The sequence below is a fragment of the Kyrpidia tusciae DSM 2912 genome, from assembly GCF_000092905.1.
Lineage (GTDB): Bacteria > Bacillota > Bacilli > Kyrpidiales > Kyrpidiaceae > Kyrpidia > Kyrpidia tusciae.
Genome location: NC_014098.1, coordinates 2,619,122 through 2,640,499, shown reverse-complemented (window position 1 = coordinate 2,640,499; position 21,378 = coordinate 2,619,122). Strand labels below are relative to the sequence as shown.

Genomic DNA, 21,378 nt, shown 5'->3' with positions numbered 1-21,378 from the left:
GATGGAGATGGCCTCTTCGGGCGAGGATACGGTAAAATCGGTGGATCGGGCGTTGGTGATCCTGGAGCGGGTGAGTCGATACAAAGAAGGGGTCGGCATTACCGAGTTGGCCGCCGAGGTGTCGATGTACAAAAGTACTGTGCACCGGTTGTTGACAACCTTGGCCCGACGGGGATACGTGGAACAGGATCCGGAGACCGGGAGGTATAAACTGGGGTATGCCGTTCTAGATATGGCCTCTCGGTTGTTGGGCAGCCTTGACTTGCGCCGCGAAGCCCGGCCGTATCTCGAGGAGTTGGCCGATTACTCCCACGAAGTGGTCCATCTCGTGGTGCTCGATCACGGGGAAGTGGTCTATATCGAAAAGGTGGAGGGCGATGAAACGATCCGCATGCACTCCCGGGTCGGCGCCCGGGCGCCGGTGCATTGCACGGGGGTCGGGAAGGCCATCCTCGCGTATCTCCCAGAGGAGGACGTGAAGTCCATCGTCGAGCGGCACGGGCTTCCCGCCCATACGCCCCACACGATCACCCGGTGGCCGGACCTGCGGGACGAGCTGCAGCGGGTGAAGGAACGGGGTGTGGCGATGGACCTCGAAGAAAACGAGCTCGGCATCATCTGTGTGGCTGCCCCGATCTGGGATCATACAGGTCGGGTGTGTGCCTCCCTGAGCATCTCCGCTCCCAAGATGCGCATGCCCGAGGAGAGAATCAAAGATTTGGTAGAGCGGGTGCGCCGGGCGGGGCTCGCCATCTCCGCTCGGCTGGGTTTTCCCTCGGCGGTGGCGTCGCGATAATCTGGCGGATCCTCTATAATAGACGGTGGAATGCCGCGGGGCGCTCACTTATGAGGAAGAAGGGAATTCGAGGATGGATCGATTCACAGAAAGTATGTATACCTTGATTGTCGAGACGTCCACCAATCTGCCCGATGATGTGCGCCGGGCTATTGCCCGGGCCAAGCTGACGGAGGAGATGGGGACCCGGGCGTCTCTGGCTTTGTCCACCATCGGGGAGAACATCATCATGGCCCAGGACGACCAGGCGCCGATCTGCCAAGATACCGGGATGCCGACATTTTTCGTCCGCTGCCCGGTGGGAGCCAACCAGATCGAGATGGCTCGCCAGATCCGGGAGGCGGTGGCGGCGGCCACGCGAGAGGGCAAACTTCGCCCGAATTCGGTGGACTCGGTCACGGGCAACAATAGCGGGAACAACCTCGGCCCCGGGACTCCGGTGATTCATTTTGAGCAGTGGGAAAAGGATGAGATCGAGGTCAAACTGCTCCTGAAAGGCGGCGGCTGCGAAAACAAGAACATCCAATACAGCCTGCCGACGGAGCTGGAGGGCCTTGGCCGGGCGAGCCGAGATTTGGACGGGGTGCGAAAATGCATCCTCCATGCGGTATACCAAGCCCAGGGGCAAGGATGCAGCGCCGGGTTCCTCGGGGTGGCCATCGGCGGCGACCGCACCACGGGGTACGAGGCGGCAAAAGAGCAGCTCCTGCGCCGGGTGGATGACGTGAATCCCGACCCCCGCCTGGCGGAATTGGAAGCGTATATTATGGAGAATGCCAACCGTTTGGACATCGGCACCATGGGCTTCGGCGGTCGGGTGACGCTGCTCGGGTGCAAAATCGGCGCGATCAACCGCCTTCCGGCGAGCTTTTTCGTGTCTGTCGCCTACAACTGTTGGGCGTTCCGGCGCCTCGGGGTGATCATCGACCCGGCTACCGGCGGGATCACCCAGTGGCTGTACAGGGACGGAGGGGAGCTGCCGGAACTCGGGGCTGCGGAAGGAATCGCGGGTTCCGAAGGCAGTCGTCGGGTGGTTTTGCGGGCGCCGGTCAGTGAAGAACAGATTCGGGAGCTGAAGGTCGGCGATGTGGTGATTATTGACGGACTTATCCACACTGGCCGGGACGCCCTGCATAAATACCTGATGGACCACGACAGCCCGGTGGACCTGCGAGGCGGAATTCTTTACCACTGCGGCCCGGTTATGCTCCAGGACGACGAGGGCGAATGGCATGTAAAAGCCGCCGGACCCACCACCAGCAGCCGGGAAGAGCCGTACCAGGCGGACATCATCAAGAAGTTCGGGATCCGGGCGGTGATCGGCAAAGGGGGCATGGGGCCGAAGACCCTGGCCGCTCTGAAGGAATTCGGGGCGGTGTACCTGAATGCCATCGGCGGGGCGGCCCAATACTATGCGAGATGCGTCAAAAAGGTCGAGGGGGTCGATTTCCTGGAATTCGGCATTCCCGAAGCGATGTGGCACCTCCAGGTGGAGGGATTCGCGGCCATCGTGACCATGGACGCCCACGGCAACAGCCTCCACGCCGAGGTGCAGCAACGGTCCCTGGCGAAGCTGGCCGAATTTGCCGATCCGGTATTCGTATGATGTTCGGCGAGAGGCGATTTTCAGGGTCCGGAAGGGATGCCGGGCCCTTTCTTGTGGGGGGACGAGGATGAGGGTGGCCAGGGCTTTGACCATCGCCGGTTCGGATAGCGGAGGCGGGGCGGGGATTCAAGCAGATCTAAAAACCTTTCAGATGCTCGGGGTATACGGGATGACGGCCATTACGGCGATCACGGTACAAAACACAAAAGGGGTGTTTGGATCCCATCTTGTGCCGCCTGAATTGGTGGCTGCCCAGATCGATGCTGTGGTGCGGGACATCGGCACGGATGCGGCAAAGACCGGGATGTTGGCAACGGCGGAGATTATCGAAGCGGTGGCGGCCAAGATCCGGGAATTGGGCATCGCTCCCCTGGTGGTGGACCCGGTCATGGTGGCCAAAGGTGGGGCGCCACTTTTGGAAGAGGACGCCCGTTCGACGTTAATTCGCGAACTGTTTCCTTTGGCGACGGTGGTGACCCCCAATATCCCCGAGGCCGAGGCGTTGACCGGGATGACAATTCGCACCCGGGACGAAATGGTGGAGGCGGCCAAACGGATTGCGGCACTAGGTCCCGGGGCGGTGGTGGTCAAAGGTGGGCATTTGGCGGGAGATCCGCTGGACATTCTGTACGACGGGCAGGCTGTGGTGGAGTTCCCCGGAGTCCGGGTTCGCACCCCGCACACCCATGGGACGGGATGCACCTTTTCGGCGGCCATTACCGCCGAGTTGGCGAAAGGGGCCTCTCTGCTCGATGCCCTGGGGACGGCCAAAGCTTTCATCTCGGCGGCCATCCGGGAAGCGCCGGGGCTGGGGGAAGGTCACGGGCCCACGAATCACTGGGCTTACAGCCGCCAACCTGCGGGTTCCGACCAACCCCGGGATGCTGCCCAGGCGTCCGAGGGTGCGGAGGGGGGCCGGGAAACGAGGTAAACGCGTTTGTGCCCTGTTGGACTATCATAGACGGCCAGAAACCTGGTATATTGAAGAGGAATCACTCCTCAGGGAAAGGCGGTGGGCGGGGTGAGATTTGTCGACGATCTTTACGCACTGTACAAAGACCAGTTGACCGGAGACGAAGACGACGCGGTGATCATCGTGTCCGGCGTTCTCCAGGAGCTGTCCCGCGCCGAACTGTTGGAGTTGGTCTCTCAATTGGATCGAGACGAACTGTTTCAGATGGTCGGCCGATATCTCGTGGACCGGCTTCGGGAGAAGATTGATCGCGAGGGCACGGGCTCGCCCACGATTCCCGAATACGGCGGAGAGGTTCATTAAGGAGGTTTTTCCGAGATGATGGGGCAGCCGAGGGGATGGCGACCTACCCGGGTACAGGCCCTTTGGATGATTGGGCTGGGGGCGTCCTGTTACGGGCTCATCTCTCCGGTCATGAAAACTGCATTCGCCCAGGGTTATACCATGGAAGGGGTAACGGCTGCTCAGTACTTCGTTGCCCTTCTTTTCTGGGTTGTGGCGGGTCTTGCAGTGCGAACCGGGACTCGGCCCACAGGGCGAGAGGTGATCCAGCTTTTCATGTTGGGTCTCATCGGTTCGGGGGGAACCACAGTTCTTTATTACCGATCTCTTGTCCATCTTCCGGCTTCCCTCGCGATCGTATTTTTGTTTCAATTCACGTGGATCACGATTTTACTGGAAATTATGTTGGAGAGAAAGTCGCTGACTGCCCGGCGGTGGCAGGCGCTGTTGATGATCCTGTTGGGGACTGGCCTTGCGGTGGGGTTGTTGCACGACCAGTGGGAAGGCGGAGTTTCGTGGATTGGTGTAGCCATGGCCCTGGGAGGCGCGGTGACGTATTCGGTCCTGTTGTACGGGACAGGGCGGATTGCAGTACAGACGTCCCCTGTGCGACGAAGCCTGTTTATGTCCTTGGGGGCCGGAGTTCCCATTCTTCTGACTACTCCGCTGGCGGCTTATTATACAGCGCCATCGCTGGCCGGGTTGTATGGCTGGGGTGTTGTTGTGGCGCTTCTCGCCCAGATCGCGCCGCCACTTTTGTTTGCTGTGGCGATCCCGGCGGTGGGCGGGGGAGCTGCCGCGGTGCTGGGATCGATGGAGCTGCCCGTGGCTGTCGTGGCGGCTGCCGTTATTTTGAAAGAGCCGGTGGGGTGGGATCGGTGGTTAGGGGTGGCACTGATCCTGGTGGGGGTCATCTGGTCCGAACGGGTAAACCGCAGAGGGCGAGAAAGCCCCGGGATATAGCGTCAAAAAGAATGTCCGGAGCTTTCTTGTTCCGCGGCTTCCGCCTCAACGGTGTGCAACACTTGATCGGCCAGACAATCCAACTCCGCCCCGTCCCGGTCGACAGGTTTTTCCCCGGATTTCCGCATCCATTCCCATAGGGCGATGCCGACTCCGGCGCCCATGAGTGCGGCGGTCCAGGTATTGCGGTTTGAACGGCGGGGCCTGAGGTTGGTCCAGAGTCGAACCACGTCGCCCACCTCCCGGCTATAGTCTACGCATTTCCACCTGGATCATCCGGGGTATTCAGTTTGGGGTTGGATGGATTCTGACCTCCAGAATTGCGAAACACGATGGGGCTTCGCACGTATTCAATGTCGCCGGTGCCTGTTCGCGCATTGATCGCCCGGGCGGCGGCAAAGAAAAAATCGGACAACCGGTTCAGATACCGCAGGACTTCGGGATTGATCTCCTCCCGTTGGCTGAGTGTTACCACCCGGCGTTCGGCCCGGCGGACCAGCACCCTGCACACGTGAAGGGCGGCAGCGGCGGGGTGCCCTCCTGGGAGGATGAACCGTTGCACCGGACGAGCTTCCGCGAGATAGGAATCGATGAGCGGTTCCAACCGGTTTATCATTTCAGCGTGTACCTTGTAGGGGCGTTTGCCCGGCAGGGCCGCGAGATCTGCTCCACAGTCGAACAATTCCTGCTGGATCTCCAAAAGATGACCGGCGAGGTCGCCGTCTCGGACGGAATCCAGGCGACTGATGGCTTCTCCGACAAAAGCGTTGGCCTCGTCCACGGTGCCGTAGGCTTCGACGCGAATATCATCCTTGTCCCGGACACCTCCGACGAGGCGGGTGCGGCCGCGGTCGCCGCTGCGGGTGTAAATGGACATGGGCAAACCTCCTTTCCCATGTTGTATCATTGGAGATGAACTTCTGTAAATCTTTCCGGGGGCCGATGGGATGGAACGAGAACGCGAGCTGGCGGTGCGAGTGGGCCAGATCCTGGTGGAGTGGTACGAAAGGCAGCATCGGGACCTCCCCTGGAGAAAAACTCGGGACCCCTATCGAATCTGGGTCTCGGAGACGATGCTTCAGCAAACCCGGGTGGAGACGGTGATCCCTTATTACGAGAGATTTCTTGAGGAATTCCCCTCGGTGCGTGATCTGGCCCAGGCGACCGAGGAGGAGGTCCTGAAACAGTGGGAGGGGCTGGGCTATTATTCCCGGGCGCAAAATCTCCTTCGCGGCGCCCAGGTGGTGATGGAGCGGTTTGGTGGTCGGGTGCCGGACGATCCCGAGGTGATTCGAGAAATTCCCGGAGTGGGGCCATACACCGCCGGGGCGATTCTGAGCATCGCTTACGGACGCGATGTACCAGCTGTTGACGGCAACGGACTGCGGGTGTTCGCGCGGATCTTTCTCGTGGACGAACCTGTGGACAAGCCGGCGGGGCGCCGAAAGATTTCCTCGCTCATGCAATCGGCCATTCCGCCGGGCTGCGGAGGTGCTCTCAATCAAGCGGTGATGGATCTCGGATCCGGCATCTGCCTGCCGAGGGCTCCAAAATGTCACGAGTGCCCTGTGCTTCGATGGTGCCGGGCGGCGGAAGAAGGAGTCTGGGCCGAGTATCCGGTTAAAACGAAAAAAAAGCCGCCGAGGCCCACCCGGGTGGCAGCGGGTCTGGCTAGCTGGCAGGGTCATGTATTTGTTCGTCGGCGTCCGGACGGAGGGCTTCTGGCAGGCTTATGGGAATTTCCGTCTGTAGAGGTGGGTCCGGGGGAATCCTGGGAGGAGGCGGCCTCCCGGGCCATGGCCGATGCGGGGCTGGCTGCCGAGGCGGTGGAGCCCCTGGCCCGGGCGGAACATGTCTTTAGCCATCTGAAATGGGATTTTCGCGTGTATCGGTGTATCGTTGAACCAGGGCGAATCTCGCAACGCCTCCCGGGGATGTTGCCGGAGATAAAGAGGGTTCCGGGGGGCGCCGGGACAGATGGGGCGCCATGGCCGGGCAACTCGGCGACCGCCTGGGTTCCGGCGGAGGCGCTGGGGCGCTTGCCTTTCCCCGCGGTCTACCGTAAAATTTGGCCCTTGCTAGAGGAGAAAGGGGTTTGGTGATGTGGACCACCTCCACTCAACCTGCTCAGGCGGTGGGCCGCCCGCCGGGCGGATCTAGGAGCCCACCGCTTTCACGTGTGGATCTTTGAGCAGCGGTGACAGTTTGCCGGCTCATGGGGCTACCTGACCCGATGCGCAAGGTGAAAGGACCAGGCTGCGGTAGAGCTGCGCGTAGCGGTCCCGCTCGGCGACCGGCGAGAACTCCCGGGCTACTCGTGCGGCGGCCCGCTGCCCGAGGGATTCCCGCCACTCGGGATCCAGCGCCAACCTCCGAGCGGAAATCGTGAATTCCTCCGCATCTCCGTACAGCAGGCCGTCTTCTCCGTGGCGGATCAAATCGCGGTTTCCCGGTACCCGGGAGGCCATCACCGCTCTCCCCGCAGCCATCGCTTCAAGGAGCGCGTGGGACAGACCTTCTGAGGAAGAGGTGTTGAGGACCACATCGGCGCATCGATAGAGATCCCCCACCTCCCGGTGGGGCACGGCGCCCAGCCACTGAAACCACGGCCTCGTTTCCGCTTCTGTTTCCACCTGCTTTAACAGATCGAGGTCAAACACCGCCCCCGCCAGGCAAAGGCGAACGGGTAAGCCTTCCCGGTAAAGCTGGGCCAAAGGTTTTAAGGCGTGTAAGGGCCGCTTGACCGGTCGAAGTCCAGCTGGGAGAAAGAAGACCACTTCTTCTTCCTGCCATCCCCACCTGGACCTGTCATACCCCCGGCCGGGAGGCACGTCGATTCCCAGGGGGATATGCACACAATGGTTCTTTAGCTCCGGGCATTGTATACAAAACCCTTGCAGGGCGTCGGCGGTGAGAAAGATGAGCTGCCGAGCCCGGCAGGCGACCTCTACAATCTTTCTGCGCTCCCGGGGCTGTTTCATCTCTTCATTGACATCCGTTCCGGTGAAGGTGATGACCATCGGTTTCTCCGGCGCGCCGAACTTTGCGACAAACGGAACGGCGGTGCGGGATGCGTTGAAAAGATGGACGATATCGCACTGCTCGATATCTTCGGTTGTCACCGAATCCAAGGTGGTCACGCGAACATGGAGGTTCACCTCGGCCAAATGCCGGCGCAGGCGATCGGAGAATACCCAGTTTCCGCCGGCCGGTGGAGACGGTACGGGCAGCACGATCAGAATACTCATTCTATCATGGAACTCCTTCCAACGTTCATGTTGTCCGAGGCCCCGCCCGGCGCCCTTTGAACCGGCGCCAGACTTTGCTATTATGGACGAGAAGTCAACCTTTGAGAGGAGACAGACGTCATTGACCCAGCCTTCGAATCACTCGTCTGACGGGGTTCCGCGAAAGTTCCGGCCGATCTTCTTTGTCATGGCCTTGGCTGCAATCTTTTGCTTTGCCCTCGTGGGGCAAAGTTTGTCAGTGGGCAACGTGCCAAGGGCCGTGGCGGCCCTTATTGCGGCTCTGGTCATTGTTGGCGTCGGTTTTATCTGGAAGGGTCGGTTGCTCCGCTAAAGGCAGTCGCACTTATTGTCGGGCATGTACTTACTTTTGTCAAGCGAGGGGATAGCATTGAGCCGATGGCGCCCAGGTTCCATGTGGCCGCCAGAGTTGCTGCGGTATTTTCGCAAGTTGGCCGAAACGGCCCTGTTGGTTTTGTTCATGATCGTCGTGTCCTGGGCATTCTTGCGAACTTTGCCTTATACAATGCCCTTTGTCATCGGCCTGGTCACCGCCGTGCTTCTGCAGCCGATCGTCAGCCTGCTGGAGAGGTGGCGGGTGCCCCGAACGGCTGCGATCCTGACGGCCATGGTCGTGATACTGGGGGTGATCTCCCTCGGACTGGTTTATGTGGTCGTCCAAATCGCCCAGGAAGTCGCGGTGTTATCGGGTCAGCTGCCGCAGATCTACGCGTCGGTGCGGGATTGGATCAGCTACCAGTTTCAATACGGCCGGGAGATCGTGCCTCCGTCCATGAGCGCTGAGATGGAAGCGATGCTCCAACATTTTACGCAACTTGGTTCGACGGAGGTCTCCCGGCTCTTGGACTACGTCCTCAGTTGGCTCCACGGATTGACGGGGCTTCCTGAGTGGATTACGGTTTTGGTGCTCGCCATCATCAGCACGTATTTTTTTCTGAGAGACCGGGAGCGGATTGCCCGTGGGCTGGTTTCCGTGTTGCCACCCAGCTGGGATCTGAAATTAACCGCGGTGTTCCGGGATGTGGCCCACGCGATGACCGGGATGGTACGGGCCCAGCTGATCCTGACGCTGATAACCATGGCCATGTCGATCATCGGCCTGTTGGTTTTTCGCGTGGAATACGCGATCACCATCGGAACGCTGATCGGTTTGACGGGACTCGTGCCCATTGTGGGATCCTTGATTGTGACAATCCCTTGGGCCGGGTGGTGTTTGATCACCGGGCAATACACCCTGGGGCTGGAGATTCTGGCGCTGCAGGGGGTGATCTCCCTGGTGCGCCACATTATCGAACCAAAGATCCTCGCGGACAACATGGGCCTGGATACCTTTTCGGCGTTGATTGCCGTGTACGTGGGCTGGAAGATCCTCGGGGTGCTTGGCTTGTTTGTGGGTCCGGTTTTGTGGGTGGGCATCGTTTCCCTCGTCCAGGCACAGATTTTTCGCGATTTTATTCCTCATTCACCGACTGGCCCGCCTGGCGGGGACGGCAAAGGGGCAGGCCCTCCGGGGGCGGTTCCTCCGGAGCCCGGGCCTTCGCCCTTCGGGGCTTCCGGGGAGGGCCGGCCGGCCTCCCGGGGAGCGGGCCGGAGTTCGGAGCGGACGGATGATGAGGCCGGGGTTTGACCCCGACGCGGGGGCCGGTGCGCAGTGCAAAGTTGGCGCCTTCGGTCTTCTCCGCCGGCGGGCGGGAAAGGAGTGCGGTATGGGGTGAACGGGGATCTGCCCGGAGTGGTCGCTTTTGATCGAGTGTGTTTGGAAAGCGTGAAGCGCGGGGATCCCCCGGGTGCGTGGAGGGCGCATCGATGTTGGCCCGAGGCGCGGTGGCTGCAGGGGCGGCCCCCGGTGCTGTGGTTTGCGCCCGGGACTCCGGTGGTGGAGGGGGACGGCCGGGTGTGGAATAGTCCGTATCCGGTGATCTGTTGGCTGTGGGAGGACCGGTGGTTTCATATTATGGCGCTCTGCCGGGAGGATGGGACGGGTTACTATTGCAATGTGGCGAGCCCGCCGGTGTGGTATGCCGGGCGAAGGACGCTCCGGGTGATCGATCTCGAACTCGATGTGCGCATGGAGCCCCGGGGCGAGCCGCGGGTGGTGGACCGGGAGGAGTTCGAGCAGGCAGTGCGATCAGGCCGGATCAACCGGGAGGAAGCGGCTGCGGCCGAGCGGGCCGTGTCTGAGCTCCTCGGGTGGATTCAGCGGCGGGTGGGCCCCTTCGACCCGAAGGAGGTTGCCCGGTGGCGCCAAATCGGGGAACGGGAGATTCGGGACTAGAGGTGAAGGAGGGCGAAAAATCGATGTGCGATAAACCTTTGACGGGCAAGGTGGCACTGGTGACCGGGGGTTCCCGGGGCTTGGGGAAAGCTGTGGCCAGGCGGTTGGCCGAGTCCGGCGCGGACGTGGCGGTGAATTTCTTTCGAAACCGGGAGGCGGCGGAGCACACCTGCGCGGAGATCCGGCAGCTCGGCGTCAAAGCAGAACCGGTGAAGGCCAATGTGGCGGATCCCCAGAAACTTGATGCACTGTTTTACGAGATCGAAGAGAAGTTCGGAGGGCTGGACATTCTCATTGCCAATGCGGCTTCCGGGGTGATCCGGCCCGCCATGGAGCTGGAAGTCAAACACTGGGATTGGACGATGAACGTCAACGCCCGGTCGCTGCTTTTGGCGGCCCAGCACGCCCTGCCGCTGATGCAGAAGCGGGGCGGCGGGCGGATCGTGTCGGTCTCCAGCCTCGGCTCTGGCCGCGTCCTGGACAACTACACGGCGGTGGGGGTTTCCAAAGCGGCCCTGGAAGCGTTAACCCGGTATCTGGCGGTGGAACTGGCCCCGCACGGCGTGGTGGTGAACGCCGTCTCCGCCGGGGCGATGGATACGAATGCCCTGCAGTTTTTCCCGAACCGCCAGGACATCCTCGAAACGGCCAGGCGACGGAACCCGGCCGGGAGGCTGGTGACGGTGGAGGATGTGGCCGAGGTGGTGGTCTTTCTCTGTAGCGAGGCGTCCCGGATGATTCGTGGCCAGACCATCGTTGTGGACGGTGGGCAGTCACTGTTGATTTGACCCGGGATGGCAATCAGTTGGATACTGCCCGGCACTGAGGGGGTGACATTATCCCCGGGTGATCCGTGGAGAAAAAGGGCACGCTATTGTCCAAGACTTGACAAAGACAGTGTCTATATATATATATTTTATGTAGAAACTCACTTATAGATAGTATCGACCAAGCGGGCGGGCACCCGAATGGCTCTGGTAAACCCATTGTCGATCAAACGGGTTCAAAAGGGGTTGATCAGGTTGATCCAAAAACTCGAACCGACCGCCACCACGGACGGAATGGGCGCTTCGGTAAAGCGGCTGATGCCCACCCGGGCGCTGTTCACGGTCGACCCATTCTTGCTGATGGATCACTTTGCCGTAAAGCCACCGGCTGGCTTTCCTCCCCATCCGCATCGCGGGTTTGAAATCATCACGTACATGCTGACCGGCGCTTTTCGCCATGAGGATGACGCCGGGAATCGAGGAATCATTCCCGCTGGAGGATTGCAGCGAATTACGGCCGGGGCGGGGATTGTCCACTCCGAGATGCCGGCCACGGAAGATGTGAACGAAGGGATTCAGCTCTGGATCAATTTGCCGCGAAGCGACAAAGGTGTGGTGCCGAGCTATCAGAATGTCGCCGGAGATCAATTGCCGACAAAACGCATCGACGGTGCCATCGTGAAAACGATTGTGGGAGACGGTTCACCGGTTGACATCCGCCGGCCGATGAGATATGAAGATGTCACAGTTTTTCCGGGCATACAGTTCCAACTTTCGGGAATTGAAGGCTTTCAAGGATTGGTCTACGTGTTGGAGGGCAGAGGCCGGTTTGTTTTCGACACCGATTCTTCAGGCCAGGCGCCGGTAGAAGCGGGCGCCGGGGAAGCGCTGGTGTTTTCTCAGGAAACCATCCGGTCGATCCGCATTGTTGCCCACGAAGACTCGGCATCATCCGCTCTGCGCCTGATTTGGTTTGCCGGAGAACCCATCGGCGAACGACCGATCTTCCGCGGCAGTTTTGTCGACTGAAGCGCCATGAAGGGAGCAAAGTGAAAAAACGTGAATCGACGAGTTCCCTGGGAATGGAAAGGAGTTGGAGGCTTCAGGAACCGGGCCTCAACTCCCTTTTTGTGTAGAGGAAAATGTATCCAAGTGAAGCTGTGGCGGTTGTCCAACTGGAGTTTCGCTTATAGGAGTTTTTCCAGTAGCTTCTTCGTTGCTGCGGCGGAGCGACGGCTGACTTGGATCTTTCCGCTTCGCTGTCCACTGGTCCAGTCCGAGTTGAACTGAGGGGGGCTGCCCGCCGTTCGCTTACCGCAGGGCTTAAGGTGTCCTGTGGTGCGAGTATTTTTTATTCCCTTGCTTAGCTTGATCGCAAAACAGGTATATGTCTTAATCCTCCTGTCCCATACACGAGCCGGCCCAGCCTCATATCGTGGCAAGGGCTATCAGAAGTGTCATGGGAGGGGTCGGGAAAATGAGCTGGTGGAATGCGTTCATTACGGCAAATCTCATTGGCATCGGATCGAATTTTGACAACTGTGGTGTGGGCATCGCGTACGGAAGTCAAAAAATCAAATTTCCTCACCGGGTTAATGCGGTCGTCAATGGTGTTGGTTTTTGCACCGCATTTCTCGGTGCGTACGTCGGTAAGTTGATCTCTCATTACTTCACTGCCGAAGAAGCTGGGTGGGCATCCTGTATCGCACTCGCTTGTATAGGGTTGTTTTTCTGGTATTCCGGATACGTTCATCCGCGTATCTCCCGACACACTGGAAAAGTCAAGATTCAAACACGGCCAAACTGGAAGCAGGGAGCACTGCTCGGTCTTGCATTGTCTTTCACAAATGTTGTCAGTGCTTTTGGTGGGACGGTTTCAAACGCCACGACCATTTTGACGACAACTGCGGCCATTTCGATTTGGGGATATCTCATGATCTGGTTTGGGAACCTGATTGGCGTGGGGGTCTTCGCACGACTGCTCGGTAAATATTCCTCTCTGGTCGCTGGATTCTTGCTCATCCTGGTCGGTGTTCACCAAGCCCTCGGTTGAAACGGACGATGATAACGAATGAAAACCCGTCCGTACAAACCGATATAATTGTATGCATGTTGGACATCCATTGATAGAATCGTCGGTAATGAACGTTTCATGACAATGATGTTTGGCCGGGGGTGAACTTGTTGGAAGGAGGAATTGAGATATGAGCCATCGGAGGCCTCAAAAAGAGGGGCTTTCCAGTGCCGCCGCACTCAGGTTTGTAGTTCTGATCGGTGTCTTGAGCTTGTTTGCGGATCTGACTTATGAGGGTGCCCGCGGAATCAATGGTCCCTTTCTCGCCGTGCTGGGGGCTTCCGGTGCTGCGGTGGGGTTCATTTCGGGGCTTGGAGAGCTTCTCGGCTACGGGATCAGGTTTTTGTCCGGGTATGTGAGCAGCCGCACAGGCCGATACTGGCTCATGACCGGAATTGGATATGTGGTGAACCTTTTGGCCGTGCCTCTTCTGGCTCTTGCCGGAAGTTGGCAGCTGGCGGCGGTCCTCATCATTATGGAAAGGATAGGCAAGGGGTTGCGCAACCCTCCGCGCGACGCGATGCTTTCCCATGCTGGGACGGTGATCGGTCAGGGTTGGGCTTTTGCGCTGCGGGAGGCACTGGACCAGATTGGGGCGATGGCGGGGCCTCTGGCGGTCGCTGGAATTCTCTATGTGAAGGGTAGCTATCATACCGCTTTCGCCTTTCTGGCGTTGCCTGCGTTGATTTCGCTAATTGTGCTGATGACGGCCAGACTCCAATACCCCAATCCCCACGAGTTGGAACAGGTTGCAGAGACAACCCCTCCACAGGCCCAGCGATTGCCGCGTTCCTTCTGGGTCTATCTGAGTGCCATGTCCCTTGTTGCTATCGGATATGCGGACTTCAACATCATCTCCTATCATCTGACTCACGTGATTCCACCGAGCGCCATTCCCATTTTTTACGCGGTGGCTATGGCGACGGCCGGTGGTTCAGCGCTCATCTTCGGGAGGTGGTATGATCGGGGTGGGATGCCCGTTCTCACATTAGCGATCGCACTTTCCGCCTTTTTTGCTCCACTCTCGTTTTTAGGTGGATGGGTTGCGGCCGCAGCGGGTGTTGTACTCTGGGGGATCGGCATGGGCATTCAAGACTCGCTCATGAGTGCCCCAGTAGCAACTATGATCTCGCCAGAACGCAGGGCGTATGCTTACGGGGTCTTTAACGCCGTCTATGGGGTTGCATGGTTTGTGGGTAGTTGGTTGCTAGGTGTGCTCTATGATACGTCGATTGTGGCTCTCGTGGCTTTTTCGGTGGTCGTACAGCTTGTGGCCATTCCCGTGTTGCTCATCACGAAAAAGAGAGGGGGGAACGGCTCGTCATCGTGAGCCGGGGAAAGCATGGCCGGCCCCCGGCCATGATCACCACCCGCAGATCCTCTGTTGCAAAATGCTCGGGTACAACCCCGGAGGCACCTGTCCGAAATACGGGCCGTTCTGATAGGACCGCATCTCGGCGTGGAGACTGCCCATGACAACCAATATGGCTGCGAGAAGGATCCCAAGGGTCCCCACCACACCGCGGGCGCGATTCGATCGGCTGAGCAGCCAGGAAGCGGCGGCGATCCCGACGAGGAAAAGACCCGCGGCCGCAAAGAGGCCAGTTTGGACGATGTTCCCGCCTGTCAGCGCCGCCCGGGCGTTCGGAGATAACGAAGCGACGGTGATGGCTCCGGACAGTACCAAAAGGGCTGCGGAAACCATGGTACCCCGTAATCCGGATTCCATGGCCCAGCGATAAAACCGGCGAACTGGCGAATCGGCAGCCATCCGCCGCCAACGGCGGTATGCGATACTGACCACCAGGAATCCACCGATCAGCCCGGTGGTGATCGTCAGGTCCAGCGCCCGCCAGAGCACCGAGGGCTGCAACATAGCGAGAATCAAAGTGATAAACCCGCCAAACAGATCTGGCTGGGCGGCGAATTCCCCGGTGACCATGAACACAGCCGGAACTGGAAGCAGAAGAACCACCGCGGAGATGCCGAAGGGAATGAAAAGCTTCGGAGACCGCGGATATTTATACAATAGAACCTTAAACACCTGAAGCGCTCCCCAACCCGTAAAAAGGAGGAAAACGGTCGTCAGCCAACCCTGGGTCAACATGTACGCCGTGGCATCGGCCAATCGGACGAAAACCCCGATGATGATCGAGGGAACGACTCCGAGGAGAAAAACCACCCATTCCCGGACCGCTGTTTTTCGCACCACGAGGCGGGCCAAACGGAGGCCGCGCACGTCGTGATTGCGGGCCCCATACCCGGCGGCGGCGAGGGATGCCAGTGCACCACCGGAGAGGTACAGCACGAAGAGAAGAAAAAGGGTACCGAGTACGGCGTGAATCCATGCGGATGCAGTCGCCACGCACCCCGCCCTCCTTTACATCCAAATCCTGAATCGCTCACTTTTATTGTAACCCGTTTCGATTCTTTGGGCGGGTGGATCACGTTAAAATTATGACGATCCAGTGGAGTTTGTGGGAAGGAGTGGAGAACGCCAAGGCCGCCGCCTTCTTGCCCACTGTCGAGGAAAGGCGGCGGTTGACATGACAGGGCAACCGAAGGCCGCCCGCACGGATGCAGCAGGGAATCTCATATCACCACCTGCTTCGGGGGCGGGAGCGCGGTGGCGCGGAGCCGTCCACCGGTCCACCGGGAGGTCTTACTCTTGGGCTTTCACCCCTAACGGCGGCTGTTTTTCGCCGATTTCCTGGAAAAGCTTCCGAGCCCGATCCACCAGGGCCAGGAATTCCCGGGAGTCGTGTTGCAATTGTTCGGCTTGGGAAAGAGCCCCTCCCTCGCGAAGTTGGCGGTTCTCCTCTTCCAGAGAACGGACTTTATCCTCCAAATGGGTGACGGCACGCCGGAGTTCCGCGTTCTCCCGCTCCATTTTTTGGAATACCTCTTCCCAGGCTCGGAGGGACTGGATCACCGCATCGATGTTCCACTGGTGCCCTGCCTGACGCCGACGTCCCCGGCGGCCCCGGGTTTGGGCCAGCCGCTCCTTTTTCACCCGCTTCGCCTCTTGAATCGCCTCTTCATAATTTTTCCGAATGATCCCATTCCAGCGATAGCCGCAGGCGGCGGGGGTCCTGCCCAATTCGCTGGCCGCTTCGACAAAGGCGCTAAGCTGGGTGCTGCCCTCGCGAATGTGGCGCAATACAATGTCCGCCAATTTTTTGTCATCTTCAGGCGCCCAAGCGTCAGAGCGCGTGGTCCACCGTTCTACCGTTTCCATGGTTTCGCCTCCATATCTTTCCTTTTCGTTAGTATTGGTATAACCATTCCCGGTCGATCGCATACGGAACCTATCGCCGATGTCCCGATTTTTTTGAGAAAATCCTCCTCTTCTTTCTCTATATCTATGAAACAGCCCCTGAAGATGTCACCCCGGATTGCGCGTGAACACGACAATCTGGTATCATAAGTCGGGGATGTTAACCGATATGTTCATTTTAGTTAACAATCGGGAGGCGATGGGGTGGAACGATATCTCGGCTTATTAGAGAAAAGTAGGCGGTACGTGTGGAATCCTTTCACCCAGATGAAAGATTTTTTTGATCAGGAGCCGGTCATCGTGGAGCGCGGGGAGGGTGTGTGGCTGGAAGATGTGCGGGGACGGAGGTATTACGACGGCGTGTCCTCCCTGTGGCTCAACGTCCACGGCCACCGGGTGCCGGAACTCGATCGGGCGATCGCCGATCAGCTCGGTAAAATCGCCCACTGCACGATGCTCGGGCAGCTCAACGTGCCGGCGGTGGAATTGGCGGAAAGGTTGGTCGAGATCTCTCCTCCTGGCTTGAATAAAGTATTTTACTCGGACAGCGGGGCCGAGGCGGTGGAGATCGCCATCAAGATGGCATACCAGTTCTGGCAACATGTGGGTCATCCCGAAAAGCGGAAATTTATCACCATGACCGGGGCGTATCACGGGGACACCCTGGGTGCGGTGAGTGTGGGCGCCATTGATTTATATCACCGGGCGTACGGCGGACTGTTGTTCGAAACGGTTCGGGTTCTTTACCCTTACTGTTACCGTTGTCCTCTGAACCAAGAGCCAAAAACGTGCGGCTTTGCCTGTCTTGACCTGCTTCGCCAGGCCCTGGAGGCGCACGGCGGGGAAACCGCCGCCTTGATCGTGGAGCCCGAAATGCAGGGGGCGGCCGGGATGATTGCCATGCCGGGCGGTTTTCTGCGGGAGGTTCGGGACCTGTGCACCCGGTGGGACGTGCTCATGATCGCCGACGAGGTGGCGGTGGGGTTCGGGCGGACCGGGAAGATGTTTGCCTGCGAGCACACCGGGGTATCCCCAGATTTTCTCACCTGCGGCAAAGGGCTGACGGGGGGTTATCTCCCCGTGGCGGCCACCCTGACCACCGACCGGGTCTACGAAGCTTTTCTCGGCGAACCCTGGGAGGAAAAAACTTTTTATCACGGTCATTCTTACACCGGCAACCCGCTGGGATGTGCCGCAGCCCTGGCCAATCTCGATTTATTTGACGAAACGCAGTTGGTGGACCGTGTCCGGAAGAATGAAGCGTATCTCCGGAAGCGCCTTCAGGAGCTCAACGGTCATCCACACGTCGGCGATATTCGGCAAAAGGGCATGATGGTCGGGATCGAGCTCGTAGCGGACCGGGCCACCAAGGAGCCCTTCCCCGCCCGCAGGCTCATGGGGGCTGCCGTATGCCGGAAGGCCAGGGACGAGGGGATGATCATCCGTCCCCTCGGGGACGTGGTGGTGTTTATGCCGCCTCTCGCCACCCCGGAAGGGGACCTGGAGGCGATGACGGATATCCTGATCCGGGCGGTGGAAGAAGGGGCTGTGTCGTGATGGACTCTACCGGCCTTGAGGCGGAACTTCAAAACCTGGAGGATGCGGGACTTCGCAGGCGGTTGCGGAGGGTCGAGTCAGCTCCGGGGCCCGAGGTGACGGTGGAAGGGCGCCGGATGTTGATGTGTGCCTCGAACAATTACCTGGGTCTGGCCCAGGATCCGCGCCTGATCGAGGCGGCTCACCGGGCCATGATCCGGTACGGCGCGGGAAGCACCGGATCTCGCTTGATCAGCGGCGACACGGAACTGCACGAAGCCCTGGAGAAGCGGATCGCCCGGTGGAAGGGCACCGAGGCGGCGCTGGTTTTCGCCACGGGCTACATGGCTAACGTCGCCTTGGCCACCACCCTCGCCGGTGAAGAAGATGTGATTTTTAGTGATGAGTGGAACCACGCGAGTATCATCGACGGTTGCCGGTTGAGCCGGGCCAGGGTCTCGGTGTACCGCCACGCGGATCCCGGGGACTTAGAGTCGAAAATCATCGCGGCCGGCCCCGCCCGCCGGCGTCTGATCTACACCGACGGGGTGTTCAGCATGGACGGGGATGTGGCCCCGCTGCCCCGGCTCTTGGAGGTGGCGGGAAAATACGACGCTTTTGTGGTGGTGGATGATGCCCATGCCGGAGGAGTGCTGGGAAAGCGCGGGCGGGGGACGATGGAATATTACGGATTGTCCCCAGCACCTCGAATCATTCAAATGGGGACGCTCAGCAAGGCGGCGGGGGTAGAGGGGGCATATGTGGCAGGGGCGAAGGCGGTCATCGACTACCTGATCAATCGCGCCAGGCCTTTTATTTTTTCCACGGCCCCTTCTCCGGCAGCGGTGGGCGCCGCCCTCGTGGCGGTGGAAATCATGGAGCAGGAGCAGTGGCGCAGGGACCATTTGCGCGCCTTGGTATCCCGACTGCGCACGGGTCTTCGGGAACGAGGCTGGCGGGTCCCCGAGGGTTCGACCCCCATCATTCCGGTCATCATCGGGGAGGTGGGAGAGACCCTGCGTCTGGCCGCCCGGCTGGACGACGCCGGAATCTTTGCCCCGGCCATTCGCCCGCCCACGGTCCCACCCGAATCTTGCCGGATTCGTTTGACGGTGACCGCCGCCCACCGGATGGAAGATGTGGATCGGATCCTGGCGGTGTTTACAACGGAGGGATGATCGGTGAGCGGAGCCGTGGTCATCGGGACGGACACCGAGGTCGGAAAAACATGGATTACCGGGGCGTTGGTGGGCCTCTATCGAGAGGTCGGACTCCGAGCGACGGCCTGGAAACCGGTGCAAAGCGGCTGCAGACCGGGAGATCCGGGCTCCGATTCCGCCCGGTTGAAATGGCTCGGCGGTTTGGAGGAAGAGGAATCGTCCATCTGTCCGTACACCCTGGCGGAGCCCTTGGCCCCTGCCCTGGCGGCCCGGCGGGCAGGGGTGGCGCTGGATCCCCAGAAGTGGCGGGAGATCTTGAATGTGAGGCTTCAGCGCTACGACCTGGTCTTCGTGGAAGGAGCGGGGGGAATCACGGTCCCCCTGGCGGATGGTTTCACCGCCGTCGATCTGGCGAAGGGTGCGGACCTGCCGGTGTTGGTCGTGGCCCGGGCCGGGCTCGGAACGGTCAACCATATTCTGCTTACCGTGGCTTACGCCAGGCAGGCGGGACCCCGGGTGGTGGGAGTGATTCTAAACGGCGAAGGCCGGGATGGAGGCACGGTGGCTGAGCAAACAAACCCAGAACTGATCCGGGAATATTCTGATGTCCCGATCCTCGGCCGGGTACCCTGGCTGCCCGGGCGCCCGGGGAGGGAGGAAATATTGGGCGCTGTCAAGGAGCACGTGGATCTGGAAGCGATACTTCAATCGATACGTGGAGGGGATCGATGTTGACTCGGGGAGAGGCGAATGTTGCGGTGACACCTTTGAGAGGACTGTGGGATTGGGCGGGCCTGGCCCAGGAGGTGCTGAGCGGGCGAGCCGTGACCCGGGAGGAGGCCCTGGCTATTCTGCTCGCGCCGGATGAAGACGTGCCCGCCCTTTTAGACGGGGCGTTTCGGCTTAGGCGGCAGTATTTTGGGAAGAAAGTAAAGTTGAACATGATCCTCAATGCGAAAAGCGGCCTTTGTCCCGAAGATTGCGGGTACTGCTCCCAGTCCGCCATTTCCACGGCGGACGTGGCCAAATACCCCCTCCTTTCAAAAGAGACGATCCTGGAAGGAGCCCGGGAGGCGGTGCGGCGAAAAGCCGGCACCTATTGCATCGTCACCAGCGGCAGACGGCCGGCCCCCTCGGAGGTGGAGCGAATCGTCGAAGCGGTTCGAGAGATTCGGGCCACCACCGATCTAAAAATCTGCTGTTGCCTCGGATTTCTCACCCCGGAACAAGCCCAGCAACTCGCTGACGCCGGGGTGCACCGCTATAATCACAATCTCAACACCAGTGCAAACCAGTACCAATCAATTTGTTCAACGCACACCTACGGCGACCGGGTGGAGACGGTGGAGACGGCAAAATCCGCCGGCATCTCCCCCTGTTCGGGCTGTATCGTCGGCATGGGAGAATCCCCCGAGGACGTGGTGGACGTGGCCTTCTCCCTCAAAGATTTGGACGTGGACTCCATTCCGATTAATTTTCTCAACCCCATTCCGGGAACGCCCCTGGAAGGCCGAAAGGAACTGAATCCCCGGTACTGCCTGAAGGTACTGGCCATGTTCCGTTACGTCCACCCGGCAAAAGAGATCCGCATCGCCGGCGGCCGGGAAGTGAACCTGGGGACGCTGCAGCCTCTGGGACTCTATGCCGCCAATTCGATTTTTGTCGGCGACTACCTGACAACGGAAGGGCAGTTGCCCGAGGCGGATTGGAAGATGATCGAAGATCTCGGTTTTGAGATTGAGACCTGTGCCCTGTAATTCCCGGCGCCCCGGGCGGATAGATTTTAGGATCCGCACATTGGCGTTTGAATGAGCGGCGGATAGGTGGTGTGAAACAAAGGAAGCAACAAGGTGAAGAGTGCTACCAGGACTGTCGCAACAAGGGCGGTCGCTGTCATTCGCCGAAGCAGAATTCCGGCGGTCCCATCAGGCCACCCTGTTTCTTGTGCGGCTCTGGGTGCGGACTCCGCCTCTCTCGCTGCGACAAGCCTGTGCAGGGCAAGAAAGGCGGCCAGGCTCAGGGTCCACCAGAACCCGCTCAGGACATACGGAGCCGAGACCATGGGCATACTCCCCATCCCTCCACCCATCACGCCCGCCGCAAACCCTTCCAGGCAAATCGAAAGATGAAGGGGGATGCCGATGAGGACGCCGACGGTGGCCCCGGCGATGGTGGAGACCACCGTGGCCCAGAGAGGGTCGGACTGGAAAATCCCCGTCAGAATGGATCCCGAGGTCATGGCGCACATCAGGCCGGCAGTCATGGCCGTCACTTTGCCCGTGTGAAGCGACAGCGCCCCCCGCCTTTGAAACACGAGGGCAGCCACCTTTACAGCCAAGGCCAGAAGAACCAGCAGTCCAAAGGCGCCGAGTACCGAGGCAGTCGCAGATATGCCCATACCAT

The 21,378-nt window shown here is 59.9% G+C and carries 23 protein-coding genes; 17 read left to right on the top strand and 6 right to left on the bottom strand.

The window, feature by feature from the left end:
* Position 1 precedes the first annotated feature (1 nt).
* The 5 genes from BTUS_RS13120 (at position 2) to BTUS_RS13100 (ending at position 4,620) form a co-directional block, all read left to right on the top strand.
* Positions 2-796, top strand: coding sequence for an IclR family transcriptional regulator (locus BTUS_RS13120; protein WP_013076556.1), 795 nt, complete (start codon positions 2-4; stop codon positions 794-796).
* 73 nt (positions 797-869) lie between these two features.
* Positions 870-2,402 carry a fumarate hydratase gene (locus BTUS_RS13115; protein ID WP_013076555.1) on the top strand — a complete coding sequence of 511 codons (1,533 nt, stop codon included), beginning with the start codon at positions 870-872 and terminating at the stop codon, positions 2,400-2,402.
* A gap of 67 nt (positions 2,403-2,469) precedes the next feature.
* Positions 2,470-3,333, top strand: coding sequence for a bifunctional hydroxymethylpyrimidine kinase/phosphomethylpyrimidine kinase (gene thiD / locus BTUS_RS13110; RefSeq protein ID WP_013076554.1), 864 nt, complete (start codon positions 2,470-2,472; stop codon positions 3,331-3,333).
* A gap of 90 nt (positions 3,334-3,423) precedes the next feature.
* The gene (locus BTUS_RS13105; protein ID WP_013076553.1) at positions 3,424-3,678 is read left to right on the top strand and encodes a DUF6154 family protein; all 255 of its coding nucleotides are present in this window, start codon (positions 3,424-3,426) and stop codon (positions 3,676-3,678) included.
* A 15-nt stretch (positions 3,679-3,693) separates the two neighbouring features.
* Positions 3,694-4,620, top strand: coding sequence for a DMT family transporter (locus tag BTUS_RS13100; RefSeq protein ID WP_013076552.1), 927 nt, complete (start codon positions 3,694-3,696; stop codon positions 4,618-4,620).
* Positions 4,621-4,622: 2 nt separating this feature from the next.
* Here BTUS_RS13100 and BTUS_RS13095 read toward each other — a convergent pair whose 3' ends face one another.
* Entirely contained in the window at positions 4,623-4,850 is a 228-nt protein-coding gene (locus BTUS_RS13095) for a hypothetical protein (protein ID WP_013076551.1), read from the bottom strand.
* A 23-nt stretch (positions 4,851-4,873) separates the two neighbouring features.
* Positions 4,874-5,497, bottom strand: coding sequence for a cob(I)yrinic acid a,c-diamide adenosyltransferase (locus BTUS_RS13090; protein ID WP_013076550.1), 624 nt, complete (start codon positions 5,495-5,497; stop codon positions 4,874-4,876).
* A gap of 70 nt (positions 5,498-5,567) precedes the next feature.
* On the opposite strand from BTUS_RS13090, the gene mutY reads away from it, so the two are divergent.
* Positions 5,568-6,722 (top strand): A/G-specific adenine glycosylase, encoded by a 1,155-nt coding sequence (mutY, locus tag BTUS_RS13085; RefSeq protein ID WP_013076549.1) that lies wholly within the window; start codon positions 5,568-5,570, stop codon positions 6,720-6,722.
* Positions 6,723-6,833: 111 nt separating this feature from the next.
* Here the strand turns inward: mutY and BTUS_RS17020 are convergent, their stop codons facing one another.
* Positions 6,834-7,868 (bottom strand): glycosyltransferase, encoded by a 1,035-nt coding sequence (locus BTUS_RS17020; protein ID WP_013076548.1) that lies wholly within the window; start codon positions 7,866-7,868, stop codon positions 6,834-6,836.
* A gap of 121 nt (positions 7,869-7,989) precedes the next feature.
* Between BTUS_RS17020 and BTUS_RS13075 the strand changes: the two genes are divergently transcribed.
* From BTUS_RS13075 to BTUS_RS13045, 7 genes are all read left to right on the top strand, one after another.
* On the top strand, positions 7,990-8,199 hold the full coding sequence (locus tag BTUS_RS13075; RefSeq protein WP_013076547.1) for a DUF5325 family protein: 210 nt from the start codon (positions 7,990-7,992) through the stop codon (positions 8,197-8,199).
* A 57-nt stretch (positions 8,200-8,256) separates the two neighbouring features.
* Positions 8,257-9,513 (top strand): sporulation integral membrane protein YtvI, encoded by a 1,257-nt coding sequence (gene ytvI / locus BTUS_RS13070; RefSeq protein WP_013076546.1) that lies wholly within the window; start codon positions 8,257-8,259, stop codon positions 9,511-9,513.
* 72 nt (positions 9,514-9,585) lie between these two features.
* Complete coding sequence (locus BTUS_RS13065; protein WP_041304314.1) at positions 9,586-10,161, top strand: DUF402 domain-containing protein; 576 nt, start codon at positions 9,586-9,588, stop codon at positions 10,159-10,161.
* A 23-nt stretch (positions 10,162-10,184) separates the two neighbouring features.
* Entirely contained in the window at positions 10,185-10,949 is a 765-nt protein-coding gene (gene fabL / locus BTUS_RS13060) for an enoyl-[acyl-carrier-protein] reductase FabL (RefSeq protein ID WP_013076544.1), read from the top strand.
* Positions 10,950-11,129: 180 nt separating this feature from the next.
* Positions 11,130-11,957 carry a pirin family protein gene (locus BTUS_RS13055; protein ID WP_013076543.1) on the top strand — a complete coding sequence of 276 codons (828 nt, stop codon included), beginning with the start codon at positions 11,130-11,132 and terminating at the stop codon, positions 11,955-11,957.
* 448 nt (positions 11,958-12,405) lie between these two features.
* Entirely contained in the window at positions 12,406-12,981 is a 576-nt protein-coding gene (locus BTUS_RS13050; protein ID WP_013076542.1) for a manganese efflux pump MntP, read from the top strand.
* A gap of 151 nt (positions 12,982-13,132) precedes the next feature.
* Complete coding sequence (locus BTUS_RS13045) at positions 13,133-14,332, top strand: MFS transporter (protein WP_013076541.1); 1,200 nt, start codon at positions 13,133-13,135, stop codon at positions 14,330-14,332.
* A 33-nt stretch (positions 14,333-14,365) separates the two neighbouring features.
* On the opposite strand, the gene BTUS_RS13040 is transcribed toward BTUS_RS13045, so the two are convergent.
* Both BTUS_RS13040 and BTUS_RS13035 read right to left on the bottom strand, forming a co-directional pair.
* The gene (locus BTUS_RS13040) at positions 14,366-15,367 is read right to left on the bottom strand and encodes a hypothetical protein (RefSeq protein ID WP_013076540.1); all 1,002 of its coding nucleotides are present in this window, start codon (positions 15,365-15,367) and stop codon (positions 14,366-14,368) included.
* Between the two features lie 297 nt (positions 15,368-15,664).
* Positions 15,665-16,240 carry an RsfA family transcription factor gene (locus tag BTUS_RS13035; RefSeq protein WP_013076539.1) on the bottom strand — a complete coding sequence of 192 codons (576 nt, stop codon included), beginning with the start codon at positions 16,238-16,240 and terminating at the stop codon, positions 15,665-15,667.
* Between the two features lie 243 nt (positions 16,241-16,483).
* On the opposite strand from BTUS_RS13035, the gene bioA reads away from it, so the two are divergent.
* Genes bioA through bioB form a run of 4 tightly spaced genes read left to right on the top strand, consistent with a single transcriptional unit; the run spans position 16,484 to position 20,732 of the window.
* Positions 16,484-17,836: an adenosylmethionine--8-amino-7-oxononanoate transaminase gene (bioA, locus tag BTUS_RS13030; protein WP_013076538.1), complete on the top strand. Its 1,353-nt coding sequence runs from the start codon at positions 16,484-16,486 to the stop codon at positions 17,834-17,836.
* The gene (gene bioF / locus BTUS_RS13025) at positions 17,836-18,993 is read left to right on the top strand and encodes an 8-amino-7-oxononanoate synthase (protein ID WP_041306022.1); all 1,158 of its coding nucleotides are present in this window, start codon (positions 17,836-17,838) and stop codon (positions 18,991-18,993) included. The genes bioA and bioF overlap by 1 nt, the downstream gene beginning before the upstream one ends.
* 3 nt (positions 18,994-18,996) lie before the next feature.
* Positions 18,997-19,710 carry a dethiobiotin synthase gene (gene bioD / locus BTUS_RS13020; protein WP_013076536.1) on the top strand — a complete coding sequence of 238 codons (714 nt, stop codon included), beginning with the start codon at positions 18,997-18,999 and terminating at the stop codon, positions 19,708-19,710.
* Positions 19,704-20,732, top strand: a complete 1,029-nt coding sequence (gene bioB / locus BTUS_RS13015) for a biotin synthase BioB (RefSeq protein ID WP_013076535.1) — start codon at positions 19,704-19,706, stop codon at positions 20,730-20,732. The genes bioD and bioB overlap by 7 nt, the downstream gene beginning before the upstream one ends.
* 26 nt (positions 20,733-20,758) lie before the next feature.
* Here bioB and BTUS_RS13010 read toward each other — a convergent pair whose 3' ends face one another.
* A complete protein-coding gene (locus BTUS_RS13010) occupies positions 20,759-21,373 on the bottom strand; it encodes a hypothetical protein (protein ID WP_013076534.1) in 615 nt (204 codons plus the stop codon).
* Between the last annotated feature and the right edge of the window lie 5 nt (positions 21,374-21,378).

What these genes read in the sequence shown, in the direction of transcription:
- BTUS_RS13100 (WP_013076552.1), top strand. Translation starts at nt 3,694, where the DNA reads ATGATGGGGCAGCCGAGGGGATGGCGACCTACCCGGGTACAGGCCCTT.
- fabL (WP_013076544.1), top strand. Translation starts at nt 10,185, where the DNA reads ATGTGCGATAAACCTTTGACGGGCAAGGTGGCACTGGTGACCGGGGGT.
- mutY (WP_013076549.1), top strand. Translation starts at nt 5,568, where the DNA reads ATGGAACGAGAACGCGAGCTGGCGGTGCGAGTGGGCCAGATCCTGGTG.
- BTUS_RS13115 (WP_013076555.1), top strand. Translation starts at nt 870, where the DNA reads ATGGATCGATTCACAGAAAGTATGTATACCTTGATTGTCGAGACGTCC.
- bioB (WP_013076535.1), top strand. Translation starts at nt 19,704, where the DNA reads ATGTTGACTCGGGGAGAGGCGAATGTTGCGGTGACACCTTTGAGAGGA.
- BTUS_RS13055 (WP_013076543.1), top strand. Translation starts at nt 11,130, where the DNA reads ATGGCTCTGGTAAACCCATTGTCGATCAAACGGGTTCAAAAGGGGTTG.
- BTUS_RS13035 (WP_013076539.1), bottom strand. Translation starts at nt 16,240, where the DNA reads ATGGAAACGGTAGAACGGTGGACCACGCGCTCTGACGCTTGGGCGCCT.
- bioF (WP_041306022.1), top strand. Translation starts at nt 17,836, where the DNA reads ATGGACTCTACCGGCCTTGAGGCGGAACTTCAAAACCTGGAGGATGCG.
- BTUS_RS17020 (WP_013076548.1), bottom strand. Translation starts at nt 7,868, where the DNA reads ATGAGTATTCTGATCGTGCTGCCCGTACCGTCTCCACCGGCCGGCGGA.
- BTUS_RS13010 (WP_013076534.1), bottom strand. Translation starts at nt 21,373, where the DNA reads ATGGGCATATCTGCGACTGCCTCGGTACTCGGCGCCTTTGGACTGCTG.
- BTUS_RS13050 (WP_013076542.1), top strand. Translation starts at nt 12,406, where the DNA reads ATGAGCTGGTGGAATGCGTTCATTACGGCAAATCTCATTGGCATCGGA.
- BTUS_RS13120 (WP_013076556.1), top strand. Translation starts at nt 2, where the DNA reads ATGGAGATGGCCTCTTCGGGCGAGGATACGGTAAAATCGGTGGATCGG.
- BTUS_RS13090 (WP_013076550.1), bottom strand. Translation starts at nt 5,497, where the DNA reads ATGTCCATTTACACCCGCAGCGGCGACCGCGGCCGCACCCGCCTCGTC.
- BTUS_RS13045 (WP_013076541.1), top strand. Translation starts at nt 13,133, where the DNA reads ATGAGCCATCGGAGGCCTCAAAAAGAGGGGCTTTCCAGTGCCGCCGCA.
- thiD (WP_013076554.1), top strand. Translation starts at nt 2,470, where the DNA reads ATGAGGGTGGCCAGGGCTTTGACCATCGCCGGTTCGGATAGCGGAGGC.